This is a genomic window from Priestia sp. FW507-14D1A (genome assembly GCF_058781295.1).
On sequence record NZ_JBYSWQ010000002.1, the window covers coordinates 414,128 to 435,213 of the forward strand.

The 21,086-nt window shown below is 38.2% G+C and carries 22 protein-coding genes and 1 riboswitch; of the genes, 10 read left to right on the plus strand and 12 right to left on the minus strand.

Translation table 11 applies throughout. The features are described from left to right. Positions 1-655: 655 nt before the first annotated feature. On the minus strand, positions 656-2,311 hold the full coding sequence (locus AC3WJG_RS10560; protein WP_337133443.1) for an alkaline phosphatase: 1,656 nt from the start codon (positions 2,309-2,311) through the stop codon (positions 656-658). A 202-nt stretch (positions 2,312-2,513) separates the two neighbouring features. On the opposite strand from AC3WJG_RS10560, the gene AC3WJG_RS10565 reads away from it, so the two are divergent. From AC3WJG_RS10565 to AC3WJG_RS10575, 3 genes are read left to right on the plus strand one after another with little or no spacing between them, the layout of a single operon-like run. Next, entirely contained in the window at positions 2,514-4,034 is a 1,521-nt protein-coding gene (locus AC3WJG_RS10565) for a spore germination protein (RefSeq protein ID WP_098248414.1), read from the plus strand. Positions 4,035-4,048: 14 nt separating this feature from the next. Then, a complete protein-coding gene (locus AC3WJG_RS10570) occupies positions 4,049-5,134 on the plus strand; it encodes a Ger(x)C family spore germination protein (protein WP_102813759.1) in 1,086 nt (361 codons plus the stop codon). A gap of 12 nt (positions 5,135-5,146) precedes the next feature. Further along, on the plus strand, positions 5,147-6,271 hold the full coding sequence (locus tag AC3WJG_RS10575; protein ID WP_098579342.1) for a GerAB/ArcD/ProY family transporter: 1,125 nt from the start codon (positions 5,147-5,149) through the stop codon (positions 6,269-6,271). Between the two features lie 24 nt (positions 6,272-6,295). Here the strand turns inward: AC3WJG_RS10575 and msrA are convergent, their stop codons facing one another. From msrA to AC3WJG_RS10610, 7 genes are all read right to left on the minus strand, one after another. Then, entirely contained in the window at positions 6,296-7,258 is a 963-nt protein-coding gene (msrA, locus tag AC3WJG_RS10580; RefSeq protein WP_337133445.1) for a peptide-methionine (S)-S-oxide reductase MsrA, read from the minus strand. A gap of 153 nt (positions 7,259-7,411) precedes the next feature. After that, positions 7,412-7,840 (minus strand): MarR family winged helix-turn-helix transcriptional regulator, encoded by a 429-nt coding sequence (locus tag AC3WJG_RS10585; RefSeq protein WP_028407863.1) that lies wholly within the window; start codon positions 7,838-7,840, stop codon positions 7,412-7,414. Positions 7,841-8,041: 201 nt separating this feature from the next. Further along, positions 8,042-8,542: a MerR family transcriptional regulator gene (locus AC3WJG_RS10590; RefSeq protein ID WP_028407862.1), complete on the minus strand. Its 501-nt coding sequence runs from the start codon at positions 8,540-8,542 to the stop codon at positions 8,042-8,044. 136 nt (positions 8,543-8,678) lie between these two features. Continuing rightward, positions 8,679-8,813 (minus strand): hypothetical protein, encoded by a 135-nt coding sequence (locus AC3WJG_RS10595; protein ID WP_255257674.1) that lies wholly within the window; start codon positions 8,811-8,813, stop codon positions 8,679-8,681. A 447-nt stretch (positions 8,814-9,260) separates the two neighbouring features. Further along, positions 9,261-9,395, minus strand: a complete 135-nt coding sequence (locus AC3WJG_RS10600; protein WP_337133448.1) for a hypothetical protein — start codon at positions 9,393-9,395, stop codon at positions 9,261-9,263. Positions 9,396-9,509: 114 nt separating this feature from the next. Continuing rightward, positions 9,510-10,676, minus strand: coding sequence for an ABC transporter permease (locus tag AC3WJG_RS10605; RefSeq protein WP_337133449.1), 1,167 nt, complete (start codon positions 10,674-10,676; stop codon positions 9,510-9,512). A gap of 1 nt (position 10,677) precedes the next feature. After that, a complete protein-coding gene (locus tag AC3WJG_RS10610; protein ID WP_028407859.1) occupies positions 10,678-11,415 on the minus strand; it encodes an ABC transporter ATP-binding protein in 738 nt (245 codons plus the stop codon). Between the two features lie 175 nt (positions 11,416-11,590). Between AC3WJG_RS10610 and AC3WJG_RS10615 the strand changes: the two genes are divergently transcribed. The 3 genes from AC3WJG_RS10615 (at position 11,591) to AC3WJG_RS10625 (ending at position 14,778) form a co-directional block, all read left to right on the plus strand. After that, the gene (locus AC3WJG_RS10615; RefSeq protein WP_098248418.1) at positions 11,591-12,289 is read left to right on the plus strand and encodes a LytR/AlgR family response regulator transcription factor; all 699 of its coding nucleotides are present in this window, start codon (positions 11,591-11,593) and stop codon (positions 12,287-12,289) included. A gap of 17 nt (positions 12,290-12,306) precedes the next feature. Then, positions 12,307-13,257: a sensor histidine kinase gene (locus AC3WJG_RS10620; protein WP_098333624.1), complete on the plus strand. Its 951-nt coding sequence runs from the start codon at positions 12,307-12,309 to the stop codon at positions 13,255-13,257. 219 nt (positions 13,258-13,476) lie between these two features. Beyond that, positions 13,477-14,778 carry an NCS2 family permease gene (locus AC3WJG_RS10625; protein ID WP_098248420.1) on the plus strand — a complete coding sequence of 434 codons (1,302 nt, stop codon included), beginning with the start codon at positions 13,477-13,479 and terminating at the stop codon, positions 14,776-14,778. Between the two features lie 31 nt (positions 14,779-14,809). Here AC3WJG_RS10625 and AC3WJG_RS10630 read toward each other — a convergent pair whose 3' ends face one another. Continuing rightward, positions 14,810-15,013 (minus strand): hypothetical protein, encoded by a 204-nt coding sequence (locus tag AC3WJG_RS10630; RefSeq protein WP_231504471.1) that lies wholly within the window; start codon positions 15,011-15,013, stop codon positions 14,810-14,812. Between the two features lie 165 nt (positions 15,014-15,178). On the opposite strand from AC3WJG_RS10630, the gene AC3WJG_RS10635 reads away from it, so the two are divergent. Beyond that, complete coding sequence (locus AC3WJG_RS10635) at positions 15,179-16,348, plus strand: MFS transporter (protein WP_028407856.1); 1,170 nt, start codon at positions 15,179-15,181, stop codon at positions 16,346-16,348. A gap of 23 nt (positions 16,349-16,371) precedes the next feature. Next, complete coding sequence (locus AC3WJG_RS10640) at positions 16,372-16,602, plus strand: hypothetical protein (protein ID WP_034275570.1); 231 nt, start codon at positions 16,372-16,374, stop codon at positions 16,600-16,602. A gap of 45 nt (positions 16,603-16,647) precedes the next feature. Here AC3WJG_RS10640 and AC3WJG_RS10645 read toward each other — a convergent pair whose 3' ends face one another. Then, positions 16,648-17,094, minus strand: coding sequence for a GNAT family N-acetyltransferase (locus AC3WJG_RS10645; RefSeq protein WP_337133454.1), 447 nt, complete (start codon positions 17,092-17,094; stop codon positions 16,648-16,650). 113 nt (positions 17,095-17,207) lie between these two features. On the opposite strand from AC3WJG_RS10645, the gene AC3WJG_RS10650 reads away from it, so the two are divergent. Then, positions 17,208-17,567, plus strand: coding sequence for a CotG/ExsB N-terminal domain-containing protein (locus AC3WJG_RS10650; RefSeq protein WP_492588210.1), 360 nt, complete (start codon positions 17,208-17,210; stop codon positions 17,565-17,567). A 147-nt stretch (positions 17,568-17,714) separates the two neighbouring features. Further along, positions 17,715-18,512: a VOC family protein gene (locus tag AC3WJG_RS10655; protein WP_098333628.1), complete on the plus strand. Its 798-nt coding sequence runs from the start codon at positions 17,715-17,717 to the stop codon at positions 18,510-18,512. An 18-nt stretch (positions 18,513-18,530) separates the two neighbouring features. Here AC3WJG_RS10655 and AC3WJG_RS10660 read toward each other — a convergent pair whose 3' ends face one another. Both AC3WJG_RS10660 and AC3WJG_RS10665 read right to left on the minus strand, forming a co-directional pair. After that, the gene (locus tag AC3WJG_RS10660) at positions 18,531-20,144 is read right to left on the minus strand and encodes a M20/M25/M40 family metallo-hydrolase (protein ID WP_337133458.1); all 1,614 of its coding nucleotides are present in this window, start codon (positions 20,142-20,144) and stop codon (positions 18,531-18,533) included. Positions 20,145-20,614: 470 nt separating this feature from the next. Beyond that, positions 20,615-20,857 (minus strand): hypothetical protein, encoded by a 243-nt coding sequence (locus AC3WJG_RS10665; RefSeq protein ID WP_028407851.1) that lies wholly within the window; start codon positions 20,855-20,857, stop codon positions 20,615-20,617. 68 nt (positions 20,858-20,925) lie between these two features. Beyond that, positions 20,926-21,027: riboswitch (SAM riboswitch) on the minus strand. Between the last annotated feature and the right edge of the window lie 59 nt (positions 21,028-21,086).

A 21,086-nucleotide genomic window follows, 5' to 3' on the forward strand; every position in this document is an offset into this window, starting at 1 on the left:
GAGATGAATGATCTACACGGACGCTAATCGTTAATGGAACGCACAACGATTGTTCATGGGGAATATTGCAATAATTGTAGGTTTTCTAGAAGAAGACATAAAAACCGTTTATCTATTATCATTTATTTTCCTAACAATGATTTAATACCCTTTTTATAATCTGTAAATCAGCATGCCAAAATCTTTATTTACTATTTTCGATAAAGACGACACGCTTTTTTCAATCATTTTGTTTTCTCTTACTATTAAAACATGTTCTACGCTCTTTCACCCATACTTTTATTCATTTTTTACTTTTTATTCAAGGTAATTACTTACATATTGTCCTTAATAACCATGACTTTGTGATTTCAGCCAAAAGAATTTATGTATTTTTTATTCATTTTATTATAAAAATTCTAGCATACAAAGGTATGAACTTACATATGTATTCCGAACTAGTTCCTTTTAAAACTATGATTATTATACCATTTCATAGTACAAATCACATATAGTTAAACGTGAAGACTTTCCATTTCTTTAAGTGTTCAAAGCTATTTATTTGTAAAATAAATAGCTTCATTCCTCTATAAAGGCTACATAACCTAATTAACCATCTATTATTTGTAAAAAAACAGGCCTAAAGTTATAACCCGGCCTGTTTTGTATTCATTTCTTATTTTTCATTTTTTACAATTTGCTGTGCTTGTTTCGATACAAAAAAGCGATTCTTTTTATCCTGTACCACCACGCTGTCCATTTGAATTTCTTTTCCGTTTACAATAGCAATATTTTTGTTTACTGGGAAACGCACCGTTCGCTTATTGTTTGTAACAACCAGCACAGGGTTGTTTTTGTCTTTTGAATCAACCGCTACCTTTGAGCCTTTAAAAGCTTTATTTGCCTCAATAAATAATTCATTTGTTAACTTGTTTAAGTTAATATTCATTGATTTAGCCATATGTTTGGCAATATCCGTATTATCAAAGTGCCCTGTTGGTCGATTTACACCGTACGAATACAGAAATACATCCTCACCCGTATGACCACCCGTTGTGAATCCAAGGTTTGCTCGGTTGGCTAATAACTTCGATAGTGCAGCACTGATTTCTTTTTTATCTCTTGCTTTAGTCAGCTGCGCTTTTTCCTCTGAAGTTAGATTGGACAAACCATACAAAGCAGCCACTTCTTCTTTATTTGATAAATCTTCTTTTAATTTAGACGTAGCACCTTCTAACGTCATTTTTGCTTTTTTTAACGGATCAATATAAGCAGAAACAGGTGTGGTATCGTACCCTTTTGTTGTATTTGCATTACCGATTGAAAGACCGCTGTTTCCGTGATCAGCAATCGCAATAACCATCGTATTTCCATCTTTTTCAGCGAACTCTACTGCTTTGCCCACTGCCTCATCAAAGGCTAATACATCGCTAATCATTCCTACTGGATCATTCGCATGAGCTGCCCAATCCGTTTTGCTTCCTTCAACAAATAAGAAAAAACCGTCTTTATCTTTGGATAGTGTTGTTATTGCTTTATTTGTCATCTGGGACAACTTTGGCTGTTCTGCTTTTGTCTGCGGTCGGTCCATATCATACGCTAAGTCACGGTCGGCGAAGCTCCCCCAGATTTTTTTGGCGCGTGACTGCTCTAATTCCTTTTTATTTTCTACAAAGTCATATCCTCTTGTATTCAAAACATCGACTAAGTTTTCACCGTCTTTCCGGCTTTTTTCTTCTTTTCCTGGAAGAAGAGATTGCTTACCTCCTCCAAGCACTACATCAATGTTTTGATACACTTGCTGCTCCGCTAGCGTTTGAAAATCATCACGGCTATAGTTGTGGGCTGAAAAACCAGCTGGTGTAGCGTGCTGGATTTCAGAAGTAGCCACAATTCCCGTCGCGCGCCCTGAAAGCTTTGCTCCTTCTAGAACGTTTGCTACGGGACGAAATTGATCTTCTTTTTCTACGGGTTTAACCCCAGGCGTATTCACTACCGAAGGCAGCACCCCTACATAGCCTGAATTTGATTTATTTCCCGTTGCTAAAGCAGTAGCTGCCGGAGCGGAATCTGTAATAGCAGATTCTGCCGAATACGCACGTACTCCCCCAGCCATCAGCTGATCCATATGTAACGGTTTTCCCTTGTACCATCTTGCGAGTGTAGTAGCATTTGAACTCGTCCCGTCCATTACCATCATAATGACATTTTGAGGCTTCTTAGCTGAATTATGCTCCACTTTTGCTTCCGTTTGAATAAGTGAGTTTCCTACACCAAACGAGGCCAATGCTACTGCTCCTGCCAGTGTAATACCTGCTAATTTTTTCTTCATATAAATGTACCCGCTCCTTTATTTCATTATCTTCGACATGTCTAAAGTTACCATTCAAACGTAAATCCACTGTTTATCCACTGTAAAAGAGTGTAAAGTTTGTCTTTATATTCTTCCTTTCTTCTTGAGAAAAAATAGTCGAATAAAAAGGAAGTACATGAACAAACTACCAGTAATAGAAAGTCATGCGAGGGGCACGGTTATGTTTAAACATTTATTTAAAAAAAAGAATGCAGACGATCAGCCAAAAAAAACATTGGATGAACTGATTAAACAATTTAAAAAATCAAGTGATTTCACAACATTAGCCATTGGTTCGCAGCATCGAAAATACATCATTACGTATTTTAAGCAACTTGTAAACATGCAAAGTGTTGAAGATAAAATACTTGAGCCTTTTCAAAAACTAGACTTCACGTTAAGCAGTGTATATGAAGTCGAAAACGTTCTGCCGATTGAAGATATTTCCGTTACAAAAGATACAAAAGAAATTTTAGAAAAGATGCTGCGCGGCTACGTAATGTTTCAATTACATAAAGACGATAAGCTAGTAGCGCTTATTAAAGTTCAAAGCTTTGATACAGGGTTTCGAAAAGAAAATGAAACCGAAAATGAGTTCAGTGTTGTTGGTCCTAAAATTGGTTTTGTAGAGGATTTAGATGTCAATCTCTATTTAATGAGAAAAACGGTCATTTCCGAAAACCTTATTTTTAAAGAACTCACCGTAGGAAATAAATCGAAAACGCGCGTCGTTCTTGTTTATTTAGAAGGCGTAACGAACCCTCAGCACGTAGACACTATGACGCAGCGCCTGGAAGATATAGATTTCGACGTCATTTTTGATAGTACAATGCTTGATCAATTAATTTCCGATAATTCTTCTACGGCGTTTCCGCTTTTTTTAACAACAGAGCGGATCGATCGAGTCTTGTTCAGCCTGTTAAACGGGCAAGCTGCCTTTTTCTCAAGCGGTTCACCCTACGCAGTTACAGGTCCGTCAACGCTGCTTGACTTCTTTATTTCACCTGAAGACTACTATTTACCGTGGGTTCTAGGGTCATTTTTCCGAGTTATTCGTATTTTTGGCGTCTTTTTCTCTATTTTTGCTACGCCTCTTTATGTAGCGATTGTTACGTATCATTATGAGATGCTTCCAAAAGATCTGCTGGGTCCTATTATCTTTTCAAGGACCAACGTTCCTTTTCCCCCCGTCATCGAAGTACTTTTTTTAGAAATCACCATTGAACTGCTTCGTGAGGCCGGGGCCAGACTTCCAACAAAAGTAGGTCAAACACTGGGAATCGTAGGAGGGATTGTTATTGGGCAAGCAACAGTCGAAGCGGCGTTAACAAGCAATATTTTGCTTATTATTGTTTCACTGACAGCTTTAGCTTCTTTTACAACGCCTATTTTTAAAATGTCTAATACCATCCGGCTGCTACGCTTTCCGTTTATTTTGTTTGCCACTGCGTTCGGTTTAGTCGGCATTACCTTTGGTTTTTGTTTCTTACTGGTTCATTTGCTTCGTTTAAAATCTTTGGGCATGCCTTATCTTGTTCCGCTTTTTCCGTTTCGTCCAACAGAGTATAGGGACACCTTCCTGCGATTGCCCTATAGTCATACGGCTAAGCGACCAAGCTACTTGCGTCCTTTAGAGCGCTTTCGCTATAACCCTAATAAAGCGAATAAGACTAAACGAAAAAGTAATCTAGATAATGAGTAAAGCGGGGAAACGTCATGAAGAAAATACTTATTTTATGCACTTGCCTTACTTTCTTAACAAGCTGTGCAGACCGTGAAACGATTGACGAAATTCAAGTAGTTAACTCTATAGGATATGATTATATTCCTCAAAGCAATAAAGTCAGAGGAACTATTTTATACCCTATCTATAAGTACGGGCCAACAGAAGAACCTAGTATTATTGCGGCTACTGCTAATTCATCATTTGATATTCCACTCCGCTTAAACAATAAATCATCTCTTCCGGTCGCTTTTGGGCAGCTGAGGAGCATCGTCATGGGAAAAGAATTTGCAACACATGGCGTGGATGAATTAGTAAACACGATTGCTAGAAATCCAGACCTTGGACGTAATATTAAATTAAGCATTGCAGATGGCAACGCACATGAATTATTGAGCTCCGTTACAAAAAAGAAAATTAAAGACTATCAGTTTATTTCTAATTTGATCGAACAAAATATCCGAACAGAAAATTTGCCCAACACTAATTTACAAATTTTTTTATTCAGTTTTTTCAGCGACGACCGCGACCCTTATCTTCCTGTTTTAACGCAGCAAAAAGATGCTATTAAATTAAAGGGACTGGCGCTTTTCAAAAAACAAAAAGTCGTTACAACCATCGGAATGAAAGAAACATTTTTATTTAAGCTGCTAACAAGCGGAACAAAACATGGCCGCTACTCAGTAACAATTAAAGAAAGTGACCGTAAAGGCGAAATTATACTGCAGAACTTGCGAACCAAAACAAAGTATGAAATTAAAGGAAATCATCAACATCCAAGTATTGTTGCGCACTTAACTATCGACGGTCTTGTAAAAGAGTTTCCCGGATGGATAAATCTAACAGACCCAGCTAGTATTAAAATGGTTGAAAAAACGCTTCAAAAAGATATTGAAAAAGATGGGGATGCCTTTATTAAGAAACTTCAGCAGCATAGGATCGACCCCATTTGTTTTACAGATTACGTTCGAAGTAAAACGCGAGGATTTAACAGTGAAAAATTCAAAGCGCAATATCCGGATATGAATATTGAAGTAAAAGCTCGCGTTCACCTTATTCAAACCGGGATTAGCAACTAGGAGGAAGAAAAGATGCACAATACAATTAAAGAAGAAAATCAAGTTTCCCCTTCTTTTCTTTTTTTCTTAGTCCACTCTACGCAAATTGGTGTTGGAATACTAGGATTTCAGCGTTATATTATTAAAGGAGCTGGATATGAAGCTTGGATATCTATCTTCCTTGCTGCGATCAGCGTCTGTATTTTATTAGCGATGATTTTTAATATCTTAACCCGTGAAAACAGCGATATTGTCGATATCCATCGGTTATACTTTGGTAAATACCTTGGAGGAGCTTTAACTCTTGCGGCATCGGCTTATTATTTTATTTTTGCTTTAACCATTTACCGGACGTACGTAGAAATTTTACAAATATGGATGTTTCCACAGCTGGAAACATGGATTGTATCACTTGTTTACTTACCTATTATTTACTATACAGTTTCCGGTGGATTTCGTGTGATTACTGGAATTGCTTTTTTTGGGGTTATGCTTCCCTTGCCGCTCGCACTTGCATTGATTTACCCTCTGAAATACGGGCACCTTAATAATTTATTTCCTTTGTTTGACCACACGATATGGGAATTTTTAATTTCAACTAAGATGATGACTTTTGAGAATTTGGGATTTGAATCTGTGCTTTTTTTCTATCCTTTTATAAAAAATGGCGCTACTAGCCAAAAATGGGGTCAACTTGGGATATTGTTCAGTGCTTTTTTGTATTTATTCACAGCATTGGTTTCATTTGCCTACTTTAGCCAGGGACAATTAATGCATACGATCTGGCCAACTTTAACGATGGCCAAAATTATTGAAATTCCGTTTTTACAGCGTTTTGAATATATTTTAATTGCTCTGTGGCTTATAGTGGTTCTTCCTACGATTGCTGTCAGCGTATGGTGTACAATTCGTGGATTTAGCAAAACATTTAATAAGCCACCTACGCTTTTTCTCATATTAGTTCTGATTGCCCTTCTTGGTTTTTCTATTTTCTTTGATGATCGAGAAACCATCGATCAGCTTAATACACGATTATCCATGACCGGCTTTTACTTTATTTATGGCTACATTCCTTTCCTTTTTCTCTACAGCCTCATTCGAGCCAAAATAAAACAAAAGAAAGCACAAAAAGAAGAGCGTGAGCCAACTTTAAGTTGAATCACGCTCTTCTTTCATATTATTTTATTTCTTAAATAAAACAGCGTATTCCCTGTATCCTTCTTTTTCTAAATCTTCCTTCGGAACAAAGCGAAGAGCTGCTGAGTTGATGCAGTAACGCAAGCCGCCTGCATCTTGCGGACCATCATCAAATAAATGACCTAAATGAGAGTTAGCCGTTTTGCTTCGTACTTCTGTACGAACCATATTATGACTAACGTCCATGTTTTCGTTTACTTCATCTTTATTAATCGCTTTTGTGAAAGACGGCCATCCGCATCCAGCATCATATTTATCAGTTGAACTAAACAACGGCTCTCCTGATACGATATCTACATAAATACCATCTTCTGTATGATCCCAAAATTCATTACGAAACGGAGGTTCCGTTGCGTCATTTTGAGTAACTTCATATTGAATAGGCGTCAATGTCATTTTCAGCTGCTCGTCGCGGCCAAAATCTTTCCAGTTTTCTTTAATAAAACGATCGCGTCCAGATCCTCGTCGATACATAGCATAGCGGAATTTATTTTTCTTATAGTAACCTTGATGGTATTCTTCGGCTTCATAAAACGGTTTTGCCGGTAGAATTTGTGTAGCAATTGGCTCAGAAAAACGACCGCTTGCTTCTAATTGTTGTTTGGATTCTTCAGCTAGTGCCTTTTGATGTTCATTGTGATAAAAGATGGCTGTTCGATATGAATCGCCTCGATCCGCAAATTGTCCGCCTGCATCCGTTGGATCAATTTGAGGCCAGTATAGTTCCAAAAGCTTTTCATATGGAAAAACTTCTGGGTCAAATGTAATTTGGACCGCTTCATAGTGGCCCGTTGTTTCTGAGCATACTTCTTTGTACGTCGGGTTCTCTTTGTGACCGCCTGTATAGCCAGATACAACTTTTATAATGCCTGGCTGTTCATCAAAAGGCTTCACCATACACCAAAAACAGCCGCCAGCAAAAGTTGCTACTTCATATTGTTCTGTCAAAAAGATGACCTCCTTCATGTGTTCTTTCTATTATTATACGCTGATTTTATGTTCTCACCAACTAACTTGCCTTTTATACTCTTTGCGTTTTAAGACAAAAAAATAATCAGTGAAGCTCATGTTCACTGATTATTCTTCCGTATTTAAAGCGCTTTATTTTTGATCGCCTTTAATTTTGTGAAACAGTTTATTCATCGTTTCAATTTCTTTATCTGTAAAGTGCTCAAAACGCTCAAGGAAATAGGCTCGTTTCTTCTCTTGAATAGCATTAAAAATATCCTGTCCTTCCTTGGTCAGTTCGATATCAATAATACGCCGATCGTTTTCAGACCGTTTGCGTGCAATGTAGCCTTTTGATAAAAGCAAGTCGGTTACCGCCGTAATGTGGCTTGCTGACACTTGAAGATACTTTGATAAATCAGTTGATCGCTGCCTGCCGGAATCAACCAGCATACGAAGCACCATAAATTCATTTGTTGATAGCTCTGAATTGTATACTTCATTAATTTCTTGGCGAAGCTGTCTGAACACAAAGCGAAACAGCGTCTCCATTTCTTGAACGAGCTCTTCTCTTTTTTTCACTTGTCACTCTCCTTATCGCTATCCCATAATAACGAATATGTATTTACGAAAGTATTTCACTTTCTTAACTTAATTAGTTTTATCAAATTACTAAGCGTTTCGTCAACTATTATTGAGATTTTTTTCCACAAACCTGTACGAATTGATGTATTTTTCATAAAATTCCATAAAAAAGCGATTTACCGTTATGGTAAATCGCTGCTAGTAGCTAAAAATACCGGTTAAAAAGCTTCTCCATCTCGGAACAGGCTTTTTACCTTTTAAGCTATCTTCACTTTTTAACTGACTTTCAAGTTCCACTACTCGATTTTCTAATTTCGTAATAACTTTATTTAATCGATCGATTTCTGAACGATGCTCTAAAATTTGAAACGTCACTACTTCTCCCGCTTTTTCTTCTGTACGCTTTTCATTTTCAATCAGCCTTAAAAAAAGCTGATCAAGCTGCTTTTGCATGTCTTGCGCACGTTCATCAGATATAACCACTTCCTCTTTTTCTACTACTTTTTCTACCACTTTGACGACGGCTTGACGATTGCGGTTTTTTTGAAAGTTTCTAAGTGCTTCAATGTTTTCTTCTGTAAACTCACAGTGTCCCGATTCATTTCTCTCTAGCTCGATATCCGCCATTTTGACCCACTTTAATACCGTACTTGGATGTATTCCCAGCGCTTTTGCCACATCTACCGTTTTCATCGTCATGTTCCATCCCTCCATTTTTTCATTTACTAGCCATTTCGAGAGAAATTTTTAAATCCCTTCATACGTGACAAAACTAGTATGAATTCGTCAAAGAAAGTGGACGTTCAACAAATGAAGAAAATGATGTCATTATTGCTTAGAAAAACTCGTACAACCCTTCTGCAAAATAACAAAATTCGTGCTGTGAAATCTGTTTGCCGTATCCCTTAAAAAAAGCAGCGCGCTCTTTACCGGTAAAAATTCCGCCTTCAAAGCGAACAGCAAGGGCCATATCATAACGGGCATCTCCGCAGGTTCCTCCGCTCCAGTCAATAACAGCTGTTTGAACAAATTTGTAAGCACTCGGGCTTTGAAAGTCCGCCAGTGCCCGTATATTTTTTAATACATAATATTACCTATATAACCATTTTCTGTACTTTTCCCCTTTTGTCCGCTTTAAAACATACCTTCCTTTAGCCGTATGAAGGATACCAACATCCGAGGTACACCCTTGCTTTGGAAACGTCACTTTTTCGATTTGCTTTACATACTTTTTTATCGAATGAGAAATTTCTTCTACTATAATAGGATGCATATAATAAGATGCAGCTGTTTCACTCTCCTTTCTTTCCATATTCTCTTTTAATTTCTATTTCCCTACAAAAAAGTTGAGACATAACGAAATCAATTGAATCTAGAGACAAACAACTGGGGTAAATGAGCTATTATGAGGCGCGTGTTATGCCGCTGTTGATTTCCGTGCAAGACTTCGCTTTCCGCGGGTGGCCGGTGAGCCTTCTCGTCGCTTCCGCTCCTGTGAGATCTCACCTGTTCCGCTTTTCCCGCAGGAGTCTCCGTTTTTCCCTCCAATCAACAGCTAGAAGCAGCTAACTACCTACTTGAAACCTACGTTCACCATTCCAATAAAAAAATCCGAACGATTACTCGTTCGGATTTCTCTTCAACTAAATTACTTTTGCCCAGTCTCTTACCCTTTACCAAGCACCCAACGGCTTTTGGTAAACATCGTATAACCAATCGTAAATAAAACAATAATGCAAACCGACAAGCTTCCTGCTGTATACGCAAGACTCTGCATGTCATAGACACCGTAGAGAAGCTGTTTCATAAGTGCAAATACGTTATAAATAGGAATTAAGAATCCGCTTGGCTGCAGTTCGTGTACGGATTTTCCCATCAGTAAAAAGTATGGAAGTATCGCTACTATCATAATCTGGGATGTGTAGCTTTGCGCTTCTTTAACGGAGCTTGCTAAAAGGCTAAGAATACATAATACCATAGCTCCTAGAAGCGCTAGTAAAGTAAGACTAACTAAAAATGAGAAAATAAAGGTTGTAAAATGCCCCTTAAGCTGCAGTGCATTATTTAATACCGTTGTTAAATAACGCACAGACAAAACAAAGGCCAATGTCGACAAAAGGCCGCTTATGATACCGAATGTAGAAATAGTCAGCCATTTCCCAACCAATAATTGAGTTCTTTTGACAGGAGACATCAATAAAGCTTCCATCGTCTTTCGTTCTTTTTCACCTGCAAAGATATCATTTGCAGAAGGAAGAATACCACCTAAAACGCCCATAATGATAATCATTGGGGCAAACATCGCAATCATAGTTAAAGAGCCGTCATCTTCCTTAGACACTCCTTTTTCAACCACATTAAACGGAGCAATCGTTTGACTATTGACATTTAATTGACCTAAGCGTTCGTTAACTATAGCTTCTCGATGTTTATTTAATATATTTTGTATATAATCCGCCGTAGCGCCTGAGTTCATACTGGATGAATCAATATAAACAGTAACTTCTGGCGATTTCATGTTACGCATTTCTGAAGAAAAATTATCTGGTAGCTTTAACGCCGCTAACGCTTTCCCTTGTTCTACAGCACTGAGTGGATTTCTGCTTTCAATTACTTTAATGTTGTCATCGTTTTTTAACCAATTGATCACACTGGCATCAGAATCTTTTGTAACAGCTACAGACATGGAATCCGTTTGATCACTAGCCATCATTTTGTCGGCAAAAAAGATAATCCCTACATTTAATAAAATCGGAATCAACACACTAAAGATAATCGTCTTTCGATCTCGCAAACAATCAATTAACTCTTTTTTATAAATATGCCAAATCATATTAAGCCCCCCTCACGATACGGGACATAAAGATATAGTTTAAGTCTGTGCTTTCCTCTTCTTTATACAGCTGTTCGTTTGTTCCTTGATAAATCATTTTGCCTTTATGAATCATGATGATAGACTGACACAGCATCTCCACTTCTTCCATAATGTGACTGGAAAAAATAATCGTTTTTCCTTCTCTTTGCAGACTTTTAATAAGCTCACGAAACATGTTTGCTGATGTAATGTCTAATCCTGTAGTCGGCTCATCAAATAGGATAACGTCCGGGTTATGAAGAATAGTGCGTGCAATGGCTACTTTTTGACGCATTCCTTTTGAAAAGCCTCCGACCCGGCGATCCAAGTAGTCTTTCATTCCAAAACGTTTGGCCAGTTCCTCGATCCTTATCTTTGTTTCATGTTTGCTCATGCCATAAAACTTAGCAAAATAAGCTAAGTTTTCACGAGCGGTTAAACGGTCGTATAAACCTGTTTCACCGCCAAAAAGCACGCCAATTCTTTGTTTTATTTTATCCGGCTGTTTATGAATGTTAATTCCATGAATGAACATATTACCTTCCGATGGTTCAAGTACAGTCGACAGCATACGTAAAAGAGTTGTTTTCCCCGCACCATTTTCACCTAATAGCCCTACAATTTCTCCTTGTGAGATGGTTACATGAATATCTTGAACAGCCGCAATTGTTTGCTTTTTCTCTTTAAAATATTTCGTCACACCTTTGATTTCAATCATATCCGTTCTCCCCTTTTACCGTGATTGACTATATCTTAGCTTATTTTTCATACAGCATCTTCCATCTTGTCATAAAGAGGGTTTTTTATGTCACGAAACGTCCTTTTCATCTTGTAAATCATGGTAAAATAGTGTGGTAATATCCAATAGAATGAAACAAAGAGGGTTTTTATTTATGAAAGTAGGATTAGTGGACGATCATTCATATGATTTAGAGAAATTGAGGATTTCTTTAGAAAGAGAAGATGATATAGACATACTTTTTTCGACTAGCAGCGCGGAGGAAGCTTATAACGAAATTAAAAAAAATCAAATTGATTTATTAATTACAGATATTGAAATGCCAAAGCTATCAGGTTATGAGCTTGCAGACTTTATCAATGCTTACGCACTTGATATTCAAGTCATCTTTGTCACTGGGCACAGCGGCTTTGCCGTTCATGCATTTGAACTCAACGTTTTAGACTATATTATGAAGCCTTATTCTAAAGAGCGTCTGTTAAAAGGCATTCAGCGTTTTCATCAAAAAAAACAATCAACTGACACAAGAGATAAGCTTATTTTAAAACAAAAAACCGAAATGCAAGTGCTGAACAAACAAGATATTATATTTGCAGAACGAACGGGTCGCTCTACCACAATCATAACGACAAATGGAGAATTTAGTACCTATCAATCATTAAACGAAATTGAAAAAGAATTAACAGCGAGTCATTTTCTAAGGTCGCATCGAGCTTTTATTATAAACATTTCCTATGTTCAAAATTTCTCCCTGTATACTAAGCACTCCTACTCAGTGATGTTTCAAAGCACCGAAAAAACAGCTTTAATCACGAAACCAAATTTAGACATCTTGCAAAAAGAATACTTTTAAAGGAGGGACTATCTAAAATGAAACTATTTTACACATTAGTTTTACTAACTGTTTTCGTGCTCCTCTTTTTTAAAGACCTGCCTGTTAGTTTACATCTCCTACTTAGTTCTTTTATAATTGGTTCATTTTTTATATGGAGAAAGAAATATCAAACGGCTCCTTCACTAACTATAAAAAAAGCAATCGTACTGACGGCTTTTTTCCTGCTTTTATTTAGCCTATCTTCACCTTTTAGTGTTAGCTTAACCGTTATCGCAATGATTGGTTACATGACTGACATGTTTTCTTCTTATCAACAATACATATTTGTAACCAACCGGGAAAGCAGTGCTTCACGTGAAATTCAAAAAAACAATGAGCTTTTTCAAGCGTTAAGGGCTGAAAGGCATGATTTTATTAAACATGTCAGTGCCGTATCCTACCTTTTAGAAACAAATCAAGGACAGCAGGCACAAGAGTATATTCAAGATTACGTTGAAGCTTTGAATGATACCCATTCATATATTCAAGGTGAACATTCGCACGTTGCTTCTGTTGTCCATCAAAGCAAGAATCAAGCACATACGTGGGGAATACATATGAATGTTCAATTAGATTCACCGTTATCACAGCTGCCTTTAAACCACCTTGACCAAATGAATCTCATCATGAATTTACTGCATAATGCTTTAGAAGCCGCTCATTCTTCTGAGAAAAAGGAGATAACCGTTTCGAGTATGATTCGAAGCGGCATTTACATTTTAGAAGTCAGCAATTCTACCGCTGCTTTATCACGAGAACGTCAAGATCACTTGTTTACTTCTTTTCATGTTACAGAAAAGAAAGAACGCCACGAAGGCCTTGGCACGTGGATCATTTCTGAACTTGTTTCCAACTACCACGGACGCTTGGAATATACGTATCACGATTTAACTCTTTCCATTAAAATAAAATTTCCAATAGTCGTTGCCTCAAAACAAGCAACATAGCCGCTGCAGCCCAAGCGGCTTTTTTTCGTATGAGCCTCTTCTATACGCACACACTATAAAAAGCACCGAAAAAAAGAAATATTTCACACTTGTTTTAGCTCTTTTATCGTCACTTTTTCAGTTTTTGATTTTTTATATGCAAATCTATTGCATTTCAAGTAAAAAACGAATATTATATATCATGTTGCTTTTAATGTTCGTTATTTTTGGAGGTTACTTATGTTTAAGTTAAAAGAATATAACACGGATGCTAAAACGGAGATTTTAGCTGGTATTACAACGTTTTTAACCATGATTTATATCGTCATTGTGAACCCAGTTATTTTGTCCAGCGCCGGCGTTCCTTTTGATCAAGTATTTACAGCTACTATTATTTCAGCAGTCGTAGCTACGCTATGGATGGCTCTTGCAGCTAACTATCCAATCGCGATTGCTCCCGGTATGGGAATGAATGCGTACTTTGCTGCTTTAGTTGTTGGTTCAAATGGAAGCATTGACTATGCTACTGCTTTTTCAGCTGTATTCGTAGCGGGTATTATCTTTATCATCCTATCGTTAACATCGTTTCGCGAAAAATTAATTGAAGCTATTCCAAACAATTTAAAGCACGCGATTAGTGCTGGTATCGGTTTATTTATTGCTTTTATCGGGCTTCGTTCAGCCGGTATTATTGTTGCAAATAAGTCAAATTTAATTGGACTTGGTGATTTGCAGTCTGAAAAAGTAGTTTTAACACTGATCGGACTTGCGATTACAATCATTTTATATACGCTAAATGTAAACGGCGCTTTATTCTTCGGTATGATTATTACCGGATTAATTGCTTTCTTTAGAGGACAGCTTTCATTTGATAAAGGTTTGTTTGCTTCCCCTCACCTTCCAGACGGCTTAATGATTTCAAATCCTTTTGCTGCTTTTGGAGATGTTATTCATCATGATTTGTACACAGTTGTTTTTTCTTTCTTACTTGTGACGATTTTTGATACAACAGGTACAATGGTAGGCGTAGCTCAACAGGCCGGTCTTATGAAAGGTAATAAGATGCCTCGTGTACGTCAAGCATTGCTTGCTGACTCATTTGGTACAACGATTGGAGCTTTATTTGGTACAAGCCCAACAACGGCTTACGTTGAATCTTCATCTGGTGTAGCAGCAGGCGGACGTACAGGTCTGACTAGTGTAACGGTAGCCATTTTATTTATTGTTGCAGCGTTCTTTAGTCCGGTTGTAAGCTCGGTTTCTGGCGTAGCAGCTATTACTTCCCCTGCATTAATTATTGTCGGAAGCTTGATGATGGGTGCTGTAGCTAAAATTAATTGGAATGACTTTGATGAAGCGTTCCCTGCCTTTTTAGTTGTTCTGGCGATGCCTCTTACATCAAGTATTGCAACAGGAATTGCGCTTGGCTTCATTTCTTATCCGTTAATGAAGCTGGTAAAAGGAAAAGGCAAACAAGTTCATCCGCTTGTGTATGTCTTTGCTGTTTTATTTCTCTATCAGCTCATCTTTTTACCGCATTAAAAAAGCTTGGAGATTTCTCTCCAAGCTTTTTTTATTGAAAGTGATTGTTATTTTCTTTTGTTTGATAAAGATAATTTTCCACATAGATTTGTTCTGCATCAGAAGCATTCTTTATTCCTTCTGCTGGATCTAACTCGATACTTCTCTTTTTAGCTATATAGTCCACTAGCGCCCCAAATCCTAAAAGACCGCCTATGATCCCAGCAAATACAATCCATATTGGCAATCGCTTCACGACCCTTTTCTTTTAATTGTATCATCCTCAGTGCAACAGGTAAATATTAACATAGTTATCCATTTGTAAATAAAACGTTTTTTACCAAATATACGTAAAAAACTTCTTTGTATTTGGTATACTAAACTCACGGCATGTTCTACAGAGAAAGGGGCTTAATTGCATATGAACAAACAGCTTGGAACATTAATGTTTGTTATTTTTATGGTATTTGTCGGCTTTGGAGTGATCATCCCCATCGTACCTGAAGTTATTCGTGCCACGGGTGCAAGCACGGTCAATTTAGGAATACTAATGGCTAGCTATTCGATCGCATCTTTTATTACTGCACCTTTTTGGGGGAAGCTTTCCGATATAAAAGGCCGGCGTCCCATCTTACTTTGGGGCTTACTCGGCTTTAGCGCAAGCTTTTTTCTTTTTTCGGTGGCAGAAAACTCTCTGACTTTAATGTATACGTCGCGCATCATCGGAGGTTTGTTCGCAGGAGCTGTTATTCCTTGTGCTTTTGCATATGCTTCTGATAGTACAGATGAAGAAAACCGCACGAAAGCAATGGGACTGTTAGGAATGTCGATTGGCTTAGGCTTTATTTTTGGACCGGCATTAGGCGGCGTCCTTTCATCTTTCGGCTTGTTTTTCCCCTTCGTTATCTCTGGTATCTTGTCACTGATTATGACAGCGTTCTCATTCTTTACGTTAAAAGAATCTTTACGAAAAGAATCTGCTGATAAAGTACAGACATCGAGATGGCATGACTTCACGTCAGATTTTCAAGGAGCTATGAAGTATTTATATGTTCTTTCATTTTTAGCGACTTTTACGCTCGCTGGTTTAGAAGCTACTTTTCAATTTTTTCAAATAGCGAAAATCAATGCTACTCCTACGACAATCGGATGGATGTTTATGGCGAGCGGTTTAACTCAAGCGCTGATTCAAGGCGGTGTGCTGCAGCGATTTAAAAAAGGAAATGAAAAAAAGCTGATGGCCATTGGCTTATTGGTTTCAGCAATAGGATTTACGTCTATTTTGTTATCTTCTAGTGCCGTTAATGCTACCTTATTTTTGTGCATATTTACAGCAGGTAATGCCCTTATTCGTCCTTGTGTCCTCTCATTAATTACAATGAGAACCAAAGTAGGATATGGCTCTGCTTCGGGGTTAACCGCCTCAATGGATAGCTTAGGGCGTATTTTTGGGCCTCTGCTTGGTGCATTTGCCTTTAAACTCAATATGACGCTGCCTTTTATTATTGGAGCGGTTGTCACTTTAGCTGCTTTACTGCTGATTCAGCGCCATACAGCTCTAGATTATTCTGAGCAAACACTCTCATCGTAGAGGCTGGGACAATATTATTTTAGTTGAAAGAAGATCCGAACGATGAATCGAGATTCTTGCTGGAGAATCCAACGCGTTCGGATTTTTTTATTGTTATGAGTATGCTAGCTGTGTTGATTGAACAGCAAGACGGAGACTCCTTCGGGATAAGCGGAAGAGAGGAGACCCCGCAGGAGCGGAAGCGACGAGAAGGCGCAGCGCCCGCCCGCGGAAAGCGAAGTCTTGCAGGAAAATCAACAGCCGATTTCTACTAGCTCATGTGGTTCATTTATTGTTCTTTGGATTAATTTAGCTATGTCTCAATCTCTTTTCATCGTTACTAACACAAGATTATCAGCAGCTGCAGTACGTTTTATAATTGAAAACCGATGAGCTTCGTATAGCTTAATCGCAGGTGTATTTTTTTCGGCTGTAGACACCATACATTCACATTTTGAATATCTTTGAAGTACATGTGTTAAAAGACGGCTTCCGATTCCTTTCCGAAAGTAATGAGGACGCACAACAAGGCGGCAAATCGTTAATCGCTCATTTTCTTTTTCAAACGACAGCACGCCTGCTAGCTTACCTTCAATCATTTCTCCCATAAACACTTCCTTGCTTTTCATAATATCTTCTTTGCTTTCTGTAAGCTGAGGAATATCTGAAAAACCAATGAGCCTTGCTTCTTCTTGATAAGCTTCTATTTGTACAGCTACTATTTGAAGAGCGATATCCACTCTTTGATGTTCGAGGATTTGAAGCATGAAAACCACTCCATTTCTTTCACAAATTTAGACAAATTCCATGTTTTCACTATATCCAAACGCCTTCCTTGTACATATTGTATTATGTACCGAATTAGCCAGGAGGTGTTTATATGCATATCACTGCTGAAAGAATTAGAGAAGCAACAGAAGCGATTGCTTCTACTGAGCTTGAAACATTTATGTACCAAGAGCCAACTGCTCTTCACAGGCGCTCTCGTCGTCGTTCTACTCGCCGCACTACTCGCCGTTCTACTCGCCGCACTACTCGCCGTTCTACTCGCCGCACTACTCGTCGCACTACTCGCCGTTCTACTCGCCGTTCTACTCGTCGCACTACTCGCCGCACTACTCGCCGTTCTACTCACCGTTCTAGCCGTCGCCGCTGTCGCTGCGGTTCACCTTGCTGCTCATATCCATGGTTTAATAAATCATTTGGATGCTGCTATAAGGGGCATGGCTGTCGTCGCTAAATGAATCTAAAGCAAGTCGAGTTTAAAACATACGCGGCTTGCTTTTTTTAAGATTTTCATTTTACATAATCATTCGTTTTACTCCTCTTGAAAAAGAAAACAACGTATAATAATGGGAAAGAATCTCTTTTAAAAGGAGGCCTATCCATGCACTTATCTTTTGATCATCTTGTTCATTTTTCACCTGACCCTATTAAAGCTCAGAAAGAACTAAACGAATACGGAATACATGTCATTAAAGGCGGCATCCATGAAAAATGGGGCACTTTTAACACGTTGGCTTATTTTAACCTCAGCTATATTGAATGGCTTGGGCTTAGAGATATCGCGTTAGCTCAAAACGTTACAGATAATGACCTTATTCAGCAGCTTGTTAACGAACATACACCGGTTGGTCATTTTGGCCGATTTGCGCTTCGTACAGATGATATGGATTTGCTGATAAAAGAGCTGGAAAACAAGAACGTCACTGTAAAAGGTCCTGTAGCGGGTTCTCGTCAAACCAATGATGGAGAAAGACTTCAATGGAAAATGTGTTTTATTGAAGCTGATCACGATTCCCTGCCTCTTCCTTTTTTCATTGAATGGGGTGAACCAGAAGAAAAACGCAAGCCAAAGCTAGCGGATCTTTCTTCCCACCAAGCTGGTCAGCTGCAGCTAAAAAACATTTACTGTGCTGTACATAACCTCGAAGAATCCATCAGCAAGTGGACGAAACTGCTGGACGTTCAGTCTGGCGAAAGCTACAAAGACTCTTTGCTTGATGCACGTTGTCAAAAACTATATGTCAATGGAGGAAACCTTATTTTTTGCAGCGGAACACAAGGTGTTGTCCATGATACATTAAAAAAAGTTGGAGAGCGTCCATTTTTGGTTGAATTGGATCACGCTCTAACACCGCAACAAATTACCGTACAAGGAGCTTCTTTTAAATTCAACAAATAAACATCCGCAGGCGGATGTTTATTTCTGCGCTTCTTTTATAGCTTGATAAATGAAATGAGGCAAAATTTCAAAGGAATACTGAACGTCTAATCTTTCGGTCCATTGATGCGCATCTCTTCCCAGCGGTCCAATGTTCAGCACCGGCATCTTCAGCTCCTCTAGCTCTTCTAGCGGGATATGATACCCTTTATTCCATAGCGGCATATTGGCTACTAACGTGTTAAATGTTTGAAGCGGATGCTGCAGGCTAGCATAGCTTAAATCCGAAATTCCGCCAAAATAACTTTGTTCAACTAGCTCCACTTGGAACTGCTCTTTGGCAGTTGCCTGTACGTTTGACAAAATCTCTTGTACAAAGGGGTCATCATGTGAACAAACGGCCGGATAAAAAGGCGGCGTAAAAAATAAGACCATCATCGGAGCTGCTTCTTTACATAAACCAACTAGAGAGTTTACTAAGTTAATGGTTTTATTTCTATCATCATCCTCTTGTGCCAAAAGTGCTGCTTTCATTTCTTGCACATATTTTTCACCGTGCTGTTTGACTGCATGAGTATAAAGTTCTTCATACGTCCATACGTTCACGTCAAGAGATGAACTCTCCATTCCCGCAGCGTACTGCCTAGCAGCTTTATTATAATGTTTTTTCACATTCAAAGCCGCTTTGTCAGCCGATTTCAACAGCAGATCTGTTACTTCTTTAAGAGAGCGGTTTAACATAAATAAATTAAATAAGACAACGGCAGAGTGCGGAACTTGAACTGAATACTCTTCTTTTAAATCTTTTTGTATCAGCACCGTAGGAGGTGGACTCGTTTCATCTCTTACTTTTTCGCAAAAATCAACGTTTAATTCTATTTCTTTTGTTAAATAAGAAGCTAGTAAGTTAGCATTTAAACCAGCTAGCGGTTCCCCTACATGAGTTTCTTTTCCATAACACAAAAAGCTTGGCATGATCTTCCCAATCGATCCTGAGTACACATAGTTCGTTTGATCTCCAGGATAGCGGCTGAACACCGGTTCTGCATTTAGCATGAGAGAAAAATCCAGCTGATGTTTGCGGGCAAGTTCTAAAAGAACAGGCACTGCTTTTCTCATCCCAAGCGAATTTACTTCTTCATCCGGTACCGACAGCAGCAGGATGTTTCCGTCAAACTCTCCGTTGCATGCTCGTTCAACCATACTGATATGCAGGGCAATGCCTGCTTTCATGTCCATCGTTCCTCGGCCAAAAAGCCAGTCTCCTTTTATCATATCTTTTTGTACGTGCGCCGGAACTTGTTCCATATGGTTATAAAAAGTACTCGTTAATGTATCAGCGTGAAAAGCATCCTTTTTCCACTGTCCATAATCTTGTACATCCACTACATCGTAATGACTTACGAGTACAACTGTTTTATTCGTATTTTTCCCTTGAACAAAAGCTGTGACAATCGATCGTCCGTCTCCTGTTGAATGAAGCTCGACTTGCTCGTTTTTTTGAAAGTAAGGCAGCTTCAATAAATACGACGCTATCGATTCAGCTATTTCAACTTCTGCCATCGTTCCTGTCACGCTAGGTATAGAAACCAATTCGCTTACAAGTTTTTTTAACTGTTCTTTTGTTTGATACAAAGATGTTTTGTTCGACATACCCTTCATCTCTTTCCTTTTTCTAAATTTTCTATCAAACAAAACCATTCGTCAATCCCTTTGACAGAGACCCTTTCATTCTATCCCTATGTATCATAGTATGGCGCTGCCTTTACACACATGATAAAAAAAGAGTGCGCGGCTAGGGATAGCACCGCACACTCTTTTTTTTACTTTTGGTCATCTTCTAAAAAGTCTAGGATACGATCAATAAGCTGTTCGCTTCCTGCATCGTTTCCGTGTTCAAGAGACATTTCCATTTCAATGCTCCTTTCATAAAATATTCTTGTTTTATAACATACCACAATTCATTTCGAATGTAACCTTTAATTTGTGTAAAAATTTCGACAATTTACGATCAATTTTAAAACCTAGTGAGTATTGATTATACCCACCAGATTCTTTGCTTGTCAAAAACCATGCTTTCTATTTAAAACCACTTAAAAAATAGAGGCGCGAGCAGACTTTTTCTATAAAAGACAGCCTACTCGCTCAAGCTTGGAACAGCATGATGAATAAATTTCTAGTTCATTTGCTTTTTGTACATCTTTAATATCTATGCCTACAGCATATGTACGAACATGGTTTTCGACCACAATTTCATAAAATGTTTCTAACTCACGATAAGCTACTTGATAATGCTTTCCTAATAATTTCACTGCTTCCTTTAATGCTTTCTCTCCTGTATGTGCTGCAACTGCTGTATGACCCATAAAACCCTCTCCTTTTAGAAAAATAAAAAAAACTCATTTTGCTTTGATGCAAAATGAGTTTTTCACCCGTTTTATCACCCAAAGCACATGCTTTGCTGGTAGGAGCACCTTACATTCGTAGGTTGCTGTGGAGTCAAAGAGCCAGATCTCTCGTCCACTCGTGATAACTTTTTAATTTAAAATTTATTTTATCAAACAATTCCATCCGCGTAAATAGAAAAATAAAAAT